At 73.1% G+C, this 9,904-nt stretch carries 9 protein-coding genes; 5 read left to right on the forward strand and 4 right to left on the reverse strand.

Annotation, left to right across the window (positions count from 1 at the left end):
- Positions 1-167 precede the first annotated feature (167 nt).
- Positions 168-1,151: an LLM class flavin-dependent oxidoreductase gene (locus tag AB0C69_RS30575; protein WP_360358527.1), complete on the reverse strand. Its 984-nt coding sequence runs from the start codon at positions 1,149-1,151 to the stop codon at positions 168-170.
- A 55-nt stretch (positions 1,152-1,206) separates the two neighbouring features.
- Between AB0C69_RS30575 and AB0C69_RS30580 the strand changes: the two genes are divergently transcribed.
- The 4 genes from AB0C69_RS30580 to AB0C69_RS30595 all read left to right on the forward strand — a co-directional run bounded on the left by AB0C69_RS30580 (position 1,207) and on the right by AB0C69_RS30595 (position 4,780).
- Positions 1,207-2,778 carry a 3-hydroxybutyryl-CoA dehydrogenase gene (locus AB0C69_RS30580; protein ID WP_360358528.1) on the forward strand — a complete coding sequence of 524 codons (1,572 nt, stop codon included), beginning with the start codon at positions 1,207-1,209 and terminating at the stop codon, positions 2,776-2,778.
- A 58-nt stretch (positions 2,779-2,836) separates the two neighbouring features.
- Positions 2,837-3,148 (forward strand): ATP/GTP-binding protein, encoded by a 312-nt coding sequence (locus AB0C69_RS30585; RefSeq protein ID WP_345184125.1) that lies wholly within the window; start codon positions 2,837-2,839, stop codon positions 3,146-3,148.
- Positions 3,149-3,202: 54 nt separating this feature from the next.
- On the forward strand, positions 3,203-3,925 hold the full coding sequence (locus AB0C69_RS30590; protein ID WP_345184127.1) for an alpha/beta hydrolase: 723 nt from the start codon (positions 3,203-3,205) through the stop codon (positions 3,923-3,925).
- 63 nt (positions 3,926-3,988) lie between these two features.
- The gene (locus AB0C69_RS30595) at positions 3,989-4,780 is read left to right on the forward strand and encodes an alpha/beta fold hydrolase (RefSeq protein WP_360358529.1); all 792 of its coding nucleotides are present in this window, start codon (positions 3,989-3,991) and stop codon (positions 4,778-4,780) included.
- A 30-nt stretch (positions 4,781-4,810) separates the two neighbouring features.
- Here the strand turns inward: AB0C69_RS30595 and AB0C69_RS30600 are convergent, their stop codons facing one another.
- From AB0C69_RS30600 to mce, 3 genes are all read right to left on the reverse strand, one after another.
- Positions 4,811-6,349 (reverse strand): AI-2E family transporter, encoded by a 1,539-nt coding sequence (locus AB0C69_RS30600; protein ID WP_360358530.1) that lies wholly within the window; start codon positions 6,347-6,349, stop codon positions 4,811-4,813.
- 100 nt (positions 6,350-6,449) lie between these two features.
- Entirely contained in the window at positions 6,450-7,775 is a 1,326-nt protein-coding gene (locus AB0C69_RS30605; protein WP_360358531.1) for a DivIVA domain-containing protein, read from the reverse strand.
- Between the two features lie 330 nt (positions 7,776-8,105).
- The gene (mce, locus tag AB0C69_RS30610) at positions 8,106-8,540 is read right to left on the reverse strand and encodes a methylmalonyl-CoA epimerase (RefSeq protein WP_345184134.1); all 435 of its coding nucleotides are present in this window, start codon (positions 8,538-8,540) and stop codon (positions 8,106-8,108) included.
- Positions 8,541-8,647: 107 nt separating this feature from the next.
- Between mce and AB0C69_RS30615 the strand changes: the two genes are divergently transcribed.
- A complete protein-coding gene (locus AB0C69_RS30615; RefSeq protein WP_353835407.1) occupies positions 8,648-9,838 on the forward strand; it encodes an acetyl-CoA C-acyltransferase in 1,191 nt (396 codons plus the stop codon).
- Positions 9,839-9,904: the final 66 nt, after the last annotated feature.

The raw sequence follows: 9,904 nt of genomic DNA on the forward strand, positions 1-9,904 counted from the left end.
TGCGCGGCGCGCAGACCGAGCTGACCATGGCGATCGGGGGCGAGCGGCGCATGGGCGCGGGCACGCCCGTCGACGTCGTGGAGCCGCACGACCACATGCACGACTGGCAGGCGATGGCCGACCTTCACGTCCCGCCGATCCGCGCGGCCGGCTGGTGGGGTGCGCGGTCAGGTGGCGGCGCGGACTTTGGGAAGGACTTCTCGGCCCAGGCGGGTGATGTTCTCCAGGGTGGCGGCGTGGGAGCCCGCGGCTTCCACCAGGAGGACCAGGTGCCTTATGCCGGTTCGCTCGACCGTGGCCAGGAGGGACTCGGCGCAGTCGTCCGGTGAGCCGATCGGGTGGAGGTCGCACATCAGGCGCGTGTAGGCGACGGGGTCGCGGGACGGGCGAGGGCGGTCGTCCACGGCGACGTATCCATCCAGGCCGGGGCCGAGCCAGCGCGGCATCCCGTCCATGAGGGCGGCGACCGCCTGCTCCCGCGTGTCGGCGACCTGGGCGACATGGGTGGAGACGTGCGGCAGGGACGGGTCGCCGTGCCGGGCGACGGCGGCGGCCTTCTCGTCCGCTCCGACGTGCATGCCGAGGAGCATCGGCAGGCCGCGCTCCGCCGCCAGTGCCTCGGTCGCGGGGGACGTGCAGGCGACCGTCACCGGCGGCGGGACCGGCGCCCGCGGGACGACCGGCACCTCGCGGAAGGCGAAGTGCTCGCCCGACCAGCCGAGACGGTCGGAACGCAGCCACGCCAGGAGGAGGTCGAGGGATTCGGCGAAGCCGTGCTCGTAGCGGGGGAGGCCCGTGCCGAACACCTCCAGGTCGCGCCACGGTCCGCCGCGCCCGACCCCCAGCCGGAAACGGCCGCCGGACAGCAGCGCCAGCATCGCGGACTGCTCGGCCAGCGCCACCGGATGCTGGGTGGACAGCACGCTCACCGCCGTCCCGACGCCGACCCGCGTGGTGGCGGCCAGCAGATGTCCGGCCAGCACGGTCGCGGACGGCACCACCCCGTACGACATGAAGTGGTGCTCGGCGAGCCACACGTCGTCGAACCCGGCGCGCTCGGCCGCGAGGGCGGCCTCGACGGTGCGGGACAGGGCTGCGGCGTCGTCCTGGCCGGGGAAACGGGCGGCGAGGAGGAAGATTCCGAGGCGCACGTCCCCGTCGTACCCGCCATGGGGGACGGGCGACCGCTCTGCAAGACTGCGGTCCATGACTGGTGGTTCGTTCAGCAGGGTCGGGGTCGTCGGACTGGGCACGATGGGCGCGGGCATCGCCGAGGTGCTGGCGCGGGGCGGCCTCGCGGTCGTCGGCATCGAGGTGAACCGGGAGGCGCTGGAGCGCGGGCGCGGCAACCTGGAGTCCTCGACCGGACGGGCCGTCAAGCGGGGCAGGCTCAGCGAGGACGCGCGGCGCGAGATCCTCGGCCGCATCGCGCTGTCGACCGACTTCGCCGACCTCGGCGACTGCGACCTCGTCATCGAGGCCGTCCCCGAGCGGCTCGACCTGAAGCGCACGGTGTTCGCCGAGCTCGACCGCGTGTGCCGGGACGACGCCGTCCTCGCCACCAACACCTCCTCCCTGTCGGTCACCGACATCGCGGTCACCACCGGCCGGCCCACCAAGATCGTCGGGGTGCACTTCTTCAACCCGGCGCCGGTCATGAAGCTCGTCGAGGTCATCGGGACCGTCCTCACCGAGCCGGAGGCCGTCGCCCGGGTCGCCGGGCTGGTCGAGGGCCTCGGCAAGACGCCGGTGACGGTCGGGGACCGGGCCGGGTTCGTCGCCAACCGCCTCCTGTTCGGCTACCTGAACCAGGCCGCGACCATGCTGGAGACCGGGCACGCGACCCGCGACGACATCGACGCCGCGATGAAGGCGGGCGCCGGGCTGCCGATGGGCCCGTTCACCCTGATGGACCTGATCGGCCTCGACACCTGCCTCGAGGTGCTGGACGCGATCTACGCCGAGTCCCGCGACCGCCGCCACGCCGCCTCGCCGCTGCTCCGCGAGCTCGTCACCGCCGGGCTGCTCGGCCGCAAGACCGGCCGCGGCTTCTACTCCTACGACAAGTCAGGCCAGACCGAGGAGGAGACGTCCGCCGCGGCGGCGCCGACCGTGGGCGTCGTCGGCGTCGGGCCCCTCGCGGACGCGGTTGCCGCGCTGTGCGCCTGGGCGGGCGCACGGGTCGGCGACTCCGCCGCCGACCTCGCGGGCTGCGATCTGATCGTCGAGGCCGCGGAGGACCCCGAGGCCGCGCGGGCGCTGCTGTCCGCCGCCGTCCAGGCCGCCAAGCCCGGAACGGTCATCGCCGTCACCTCGGTGGACGGCTCCGCGATCCGTCAGGCCATGGCCACCGGACGCCCCGCCGACGTCGTCGGGCTGCACCTCCCCGATCCGGCCGGCGCCCTGGCGGAGATGTCCGCCACGGTCGCGACCGCACCGGACGTCGCCGACCGCGCCGCCGGCCTCCTCGCGCGTCTCGGCCTCACCGTCGTGCGCTGCCGCGACCGCGCCGGGTTCATCGTGGACGCCCTGCGCCTGCCCTACCTGAACGACGCGGCCGCCATGCTCGGCGCCGGATACGCCGACGCCGACTCCATCGACGCCGCGATGACGCTGGGCTGCGGCTACCCGACCGGCCCGATCGCCGACCTCGACCGCATCGGCCCCGGCCGCGCCGTCACCGTCCTGCGCGCCCTGCACGCCGAGACCCGCGACCCGGCCCTGGCCCCGGCCCCCCTCCTGGTGGAGCACGCGACGGCCGGGAAGCCCCTGCGCTAGCCCTCCCGTCCCCGCGCGGGCGGCCCGCCGGGGTGGCCGGGTTCATATGCTTTAGGGCATGAGCCCCCGCAAGAACCGCCGTGCCGCATCCGGACGTTCCGCCCGGGGCGGGGGCACCTCGTGGGCTCAGGAGACCGAGGAGGGGCCGGACGGCGAGTGGATCGTCCGGTCGGTCTCCGGGGCCGGGGCGGCCAAGCCGTACCGCTGCCCGGGCTGCGACCAGGAGATCCCGCCGGGCGTCGGCCATGTCGTCGCGTGGCGGGCGGGTGACGGCGGGGACGACCGGCGGCACTGGCACCGGCCCTGCTGGCAGGCCCGGAACCGCCGGTCGCCGCGCGTGCTGCGGTCGCGCAACGCCCCGCGGTACTGACGACCGGCGTCCCGAGCGCGGACGCCGCCCGGCCGAGTGAGAGAAGAGGGATCGATGGCGGAGATCAGGGCGGCCTCGGTGCTGCCGGCGCGGCGCGAGGAGATCACGCTGCACACGTCCGACGGCCTGGAGCTGGTCGGGGAGCTGGCGCTGCCGCCGGAGCGGCCGCCGGTCGCGACGCTGGTCTGCCTGCATCCGCTGCCCACGGCCGAGGGCATGATGGACAGCCACGTCCTGCGCAAGGCGTCCTTCCGGCTGCCCGCGCTCGCCGACCTCGCCGTCCTGCGGTTCAACACGCGGGGGACGACGTCGGCGCGCGGCACGAGCCAGGGCGAGTTCGGCGACGGCGAGACCGAGCGGTTCGACGTGGCGGCGGCGCTGGAGTACACCGAGTACCACGACCTGCCGCGGCCGTGGCTGCTCGGCTGGTCGTTCGGCACCGAGCTGGCGCTCAGATGGGGACGGGACCCGCTGGTCGAGGGCGCGATCCTGCTGTCGCCTCCGCTGAAGAGGGCCGGCGACGCCGACCTCGACGCGTGGGGTGCCGACGGGCGGCCCCTCGTGGCGCTGGTGCCGGAGTTCGACGACTACCTGCGCCCGGCGGAGGCGCGGGAGCGGTTCAAGCGCGTCCCGCAGGCCGAGGTGGTCGCGGTGGACAACGCCAAGCACCTCTGGGTGGGCGAACCCTACGTCCGGATCGTGCTGAACGAGATCGTCAAGCGGGTCGCGCCGGCCGCCTACCCGCTCCCCACTGAATGGGATGAAACGGACAGATAAACACGGGCGGCCGATCGCGGCCACTCCGTCCCACCGGCCGCGCCGGCGGGCGACCATTGCCCAATGACGGTGCAGCTGTACGCAAGGGACGTCGGGACCGGCACACCGCTCGTGCTGCTGCACGCCTTCCCGCTGTCGTCGGCGATGTGGCTCGCCCAGCGCGAGGGCCTCGCGGGCCGGTTCCGGGTCATCACCCCGGACCTGCGCGGTTTCGGCGGCTCCCGGCTGGGCGACGACGAGCCGTCCGTCGACACGATGGCCGACGACGTCGCCCGCGCGTGCCGCTCGCTCGGGGTCCGGCGGGCCGTCGTCGGCGGGCTGTCCATGGGCGGGTACGTGGCGATGGCGCTGTGCCGGCGGCACCCCGACCTCGTCCTCGGCCTCGTGCTGGCCGCCACCCGCGCCACCGCCGACACCGCCCCCGTCCGGGAGAACCGGCTGCGGCAGGCCGCCGCCCTCGAAGCCGAGCGCAGCACCCGCGTCCTCGTGGACGAGGTGCTGCCCGGCCTCGTCGGCCCCACCACCTACCGGCAGCGGGCGCTGATCTACGGGCGGGTCCGCGGCCTCGTCCAGGCGGCGCCGCCGCTCGCCGCCGCGTGGGCGCAGCGCGCCATGGCGGGACGCGCGGACTCCACCGAGACGCTCCGCGGCCTCCGCGCCCCCGCGCTCGTCATGATCGGGGACGAGGACGCGCTGGCCACCGAGGACGAGGCCCGCGCCATGGCCGAGGCGATGCCGAACGCCGAGACGCTCGTCATCCCGCGCGCCGGGCACCTGTGCGCGGTGGAGCAGCCCGAGCTGTTCAACCAGGCCGTGGCGGAGTTCGCCGCCGCCCTCGCCCGGACGTCCCGCTGACCCCGGCGCGGGCGCGCCGGGGCCGGCGGCCTACAGCGTCTCCTGGCGCGGCATGACGACCTCGCGGATCAGCAGCGAGATCGCGGCCGCCGTGGGGATCGCCAGCAGCGCGCCGACCACGCCGAGCAGGGCCGCGCCGACCAGCGCCGCCACGATCGTCACCGCCGGCTGGACGTCCACGGTCCGCTTCATCACCCGCGGATAGACGAGGTAGTTCTCCACCTGCTGGTAGACGACATAGAAGATCGCGCACACGATGAGGTCGGTCGTGGTCCCGGTCAGGAACGCCACCAGGGAGACGATCACCGCGCCGATCGTGGCGCCGATCAGCGGGACGAGGTCGGTCACCGCGACGATCAGCGCGAGCGCGAGCGCGTACTTCACCCCGAGGATCGACAGGAAGATGTACGAGCACACGCCCGCGATGAGCGCGATTGTGAACTGGCCGGCGACGTAGCCGCCGATCCGGTCGAGGATCTCGTCGCCGAGCAGGGCGACCCGGGCCCGCCGGGTGCGCGGGGCCAGCTGGTAGAAGAACGTCTTGATCTGCGGCAGCGAGCTGAGGAAGTACAGCGTCAGGATCAGGATCGTGATCGTCTGGAAGATGCCGTTGATCGCGACCTTGCCGATGCCGGTGGCGGTGTCGGTGAGGCCCTTCTGGAAGCCGTCGCCGTTCACCGTCTTCTCGGCGCGTTCCAGCAGGCCGTAGCGCTTGTCCCAGTCGGCCAGCGTCTTGTTGTTCTGGAGCTGCTGGACGTACTCGGGGATGTTGTGGCGCAGCTCGGTGACCTGCTCGGACACCGGCTGGACGAGGGAGGCGACGAACCCGGCGAAGAACAGGATCACGATCAGGAACACCGTCGCGACCGCGGCGCCGCGGGGCAGGCCGAACCTGCGCAGCCGCTCCACCGCCGGGTTGAGGCCGACCGCGAGGAACATCGCGACCACGATCATGACGAGCACCGACTTGGCGTTCGTCGCGGCCTTCACCAGCATCCAGGCGGTGATGACGCCGAGCGCCGCCGTGAACCCGAACACGAACGGGTGCGCGCGGCCGAGCGGCTGCCCGGGCTTGCCGAACGGGAACAGGTGGTCGACGCCGGCCTCGCGCTTGCGCTGCTCGACGTCGTGCGCCGGGTCGGGCGCGCCGGGCTCGGGCGCCACGGGTTCGGCGGCCGACCGCGCCGCCGGGAGGGTGACCGGAGCGCCGGTCGCCGGATCGCGTTCTCCCACGGGCTGCTCGATCTCCTCGGGCCTCAACGCCCCACTCGGCGCGACACCGTCGTCGTCACCGCTCCCGCCCGACCCGCTCGTGCCGGAGCCGGTCTCAGCGGAGCCGGTCGTGCTGGAGTCGGTCTCGGCAGAGCCGGTCGCGCTTGAGCCGGTGCCGCCGGAGCCGTTCTCGCTGGAGTCGGTTTCGGTGGAGTCGGTCTTGGTGGGGCCGGTGTCGGTGTCGCGGTCCGCCTCGTCGGCGGGGGGAGCCGGAGCGGGGACCCGGCGGCCGGTGGCGGACCGTCCCTCGCCGGGGGCGGGCTCGCGGCCGTCGTGCTGGGGGGTCTCGTCGGGCACGCCGCTCTCCTCTGTCGTGCGTCTACGGGGTTGAGACGACGGAAAGCCCGGAGGCGTTTCACCGCCTCCAGGCTTTCCGTCATGCCCGACCGTTAAGGGGTCACTCCTGCCACCAGTCCTCGTCGTCCTCGTCGGACTTCTTGGCCTGGGCCGGCTTGGCGGGCGCGGCCTTGGCGGCGGGCTGCTGCTTGGGCTGGGCCTGCTGCGCCGGGGCCGGCTTCGGCTCGGCCGCCGGGATGGCGGGCTTCTCCGGAGGCGCGGCCAGCTCGGGCTCGGGGCTCATCGTCGGCGCGACGCCGCCGATGAGCTGACGCAGCTGGTTGAGGTGGCTGGTGATGCTGTCGCGCTGGCGGGTGAGCTCGTCGACCTGGCGCTGCGCCGCCGTCCGGACGCGGTCGGCCTCGGACTTGGTCTCGGCGAGCAGCTGCTCGGCCTGCGACTTGGCCTCGGCGATCACGTTGTCGGAGTTCTTGCGCGCGTTCGCCATCAGCTGCTTGGCGTGCGAGTCGGCCTCGCGCCGGGTCTGCTCGGCCTGCTGCGTCGCCTTCGCGGCGCGCTGTTCGGCGGACGCGGCGCGCTGCTCGGCCTCGGCGACGAGCTTCTGCGTCGCGGCCTGGGCGGCGGAGTGGCGCTCGGCGTCCTGCCGGTCGGCCTCCTCGCGGCGGGCGGCGAGCTGGATCTCGAACTCGGCCTCGGCCTGGGCGCGCTGGGCCTCGCTCTCCTCCAGGATGCGCTGGGCCTGGGCCCGCATCTCGTCGGCCTGCCGCTTGGCCGTGGTGAGGATCTCGTCGCGCTCCCGCTTGGTGGACGCGCGCAGCTGCGCCACCTCGCGCTCGGTGGTGGTGCGGAGCTTGGCGATCTCACGCTCGGCGGCGGCGCGCTTCTCGGCGACCTCGTGGTCGGCGGTGGCCCGCAGCTTGGCGACCTCGCGCTCGGTGGTGGAGGTCAGCTCGTCGGCCTCGCGGCGGGCGGAGGTGCGCACCTCCTCGGCCTCGCGCTCGGCGGCCTGCCGCATGTCGTCGCCCTCGCGCTGGGCGTTGGCGCGCAGCTCGGAGGCGTCGTTCTCGGCGGTGGCGCGCTGCTCGGCGGCGTCGACCTTGGCCGCGGCCTTGATCTCGTTCGCCTCCGAGCGGGCCGCCTGGACCAGCTCGGTCGCCTGCTCCTCGGCGAGCCGCAGCAGCTGCTCGATGCGGGCGCCGAGGCCGGAGTAGGTCGGACGTTCCTGCTCCTGCAGCTGCCGGTGGGCGTCCGACAGCTCGCGCTGCAGGGCCTGGGTCTGCTCGCGGGTCTGCCGCACCTCGTTGTCGAGCTGCTTGATGTGCTCGTCGACCTGGTGCCGGTCGTAGCCGCGAAGCACCACGTCGAACTCGCGCGGGGGCGTGTCTTCAAAGAAGTTGCTGAGCTGGGCGTCGATGTCGGACTGCATGTGGCTCAATCCTGATGTGACGGGGCTACGGGTGGTTCCGGGGACCGGTTGATCGCCTGGCATGACGGACGCACTTGCCCCAGACCTCTTCCGGCGAATGAAGCGTACTCCGGACACTGCCGTGTTGGGGGCTCATCTTGACGCGCTGCGTGGAATGTCCTTTTTGTTCGGGCATGCGACCGGCCCGCAGCAGCCCAGGTGTTGGGGGTGCAAATACACCAGATGTGTCCGAACGGTCACAGAGCGGCGGTCCAGGCCGCGCGCTGCGTCACCGTGATATCGAACACGTCACGATCTTGGCGCACCCCCGCCGGGGCCCGCGTTACAAGATCATTCGGCGCTCGGGCGCTTCTGCACCAGCTCCGTCAGGACCCCGTGGCAGTCCTTGGGGTGCAAAAAGTTGATCAAGGAACCCATCGATCCGTGGCGCGGCGCGTCGTACAGGACGCGCACGCCCTTGCCCGCGATCCCGGCGGCCTCGTCGGCGACCGTCCCGTCCGTCCCGAACGCGATGTGGTGGACGCCCTCGCCGTTCTTCTCCATCCACTTGGCGACGGCCGAGTCCTCCCGGATCGGCTCGATGAGCTGCAGGTAGCTCGCCGCGCCGTCCCCCGTGTCGTTGATCTTGAGCATGCACTCCCGCACGCCCTGCTCCTCGTTCACCTCGAAGTGCGCGTCGGTGAAGCCGTAGGTCGCCTTGTAGAACTCGACGGTCGCGTCCAGATCGCGGCAGGCGATGCCGATGTGGTCGATACGGGTCAGCATGGGCTTTGTCCCTCCTCGGACGGCCAGGCGGGGGCGAACGGAACCGAACGGCGCTCCCGTGGGTATCGTGGCAAACGTCGCCGCAGCACCTTCCTGGAGGCCCCCACATGACCACCTCGTCCGTGATCGTCGCCGGAGCGCGCACCCCCATCGGGCGCCTGATGGGCTCGCTGAAGGACTTCTCCGCGGCCGACCTCGGGGCGCACGCGATCAAGGCGGCGCTGGAGCGGGCCGGGGTGTCCGGCGACCAGGTGCAGTACGTGATCCTCGGCCAGGTGCTGCAGGCGGGCGCGGGCCAGATCCCGTCCCGGCAGGCGGCGGTCAAGGCCGGCATCCCGATGAGCGTCCCCTCCATCACGATCAACAAGGTCTGCCTCTCCGGGCTGGACGCGATCGCGCTGGCCGACCAGCTCATCCGGGCGGGCGAGTTCGAGATCGTGGTGGCGGGCGGCATGGAGTCGATGACCCAGGCCCCGCACCTGCTGCCGAAGTCGCGCGGCGGCTACAAGTACGGCTCCGTCGAGGTCCTCGACCACATGGCCTACGACGCCCTCACCGACGCCTTCGACGGCGTCTCCATGGGCGAGTCCACCGAGCGGCACAACGCGAGGCTCGGCATCTCCCGGGAGGAGCAGGACGAGTTCTCCGCCCGCTCCCACCAGCGCGCCGCCGAGGCGATCAAGAACGGCGTGTTCGACGAGGAGATCGCCCCGGTCGAGATCCCGCAGCGGCGCGGCGAGCCCGTGGTGTTCTCCGCCGACGAGGGCGTGCGCGGCGACACCACGGCCGAGGGCCTGGCCCGGCTGCGCCCGGCGTTCAGCAAGGAGGGGACGATCACCGCCGGCTCGTCCTCGCAGATCTCCGACGGCGCCGCGGCGGTCGTGGTGATGTCCAGGGCCAAGGCCGAGGAGCTCGGCCTGACCTGGCTCGCCGAGATCGGCGCCCACGGCAACGTCGCGGGCCCGGACAACGCGCTGCAGTCCCAGCCGTCCAACGCGATCAAGCACGCCCTCGGCAAGGCGGGCCTCACCGTCGACGACCTCGACCTCATCGAGATCAACGAGGCGTTCGCCTCCGTCGGCATCCAGTCGATGCGCGACCTCGGCGTCGGCCCCGAGAAGGTCAACGTCAACGGCGGCGCCATCGCGGTCGGCCACCCGGTCGGCATGTCCGGCGCCCGCATCCTCCTGCACCTGGCCTACGAGCTGAAGCGCCGCGGCGGCGGCACCGGCGCCGCCGCATTGTGCGGCGGCGGCGGCCAGGGCGACGGATTGATCATTCACGTCCCGGCCCGGTAGCGAGGGCCGGGGAGGACCCCCGCCTCACTGGGATGATCCCGAGCTGGAAGTCGGTGGTGCCCTCGC

Source organism: Actinomadura sp. NPDC048032, assembly GCF_040653175.1.
GTDB lineage: Bacteria > Actinomycetota > Actinomycetes > Streptosporangiales > Streptosporangiaceae > Spirillospora > Spirillospora verrucosospora.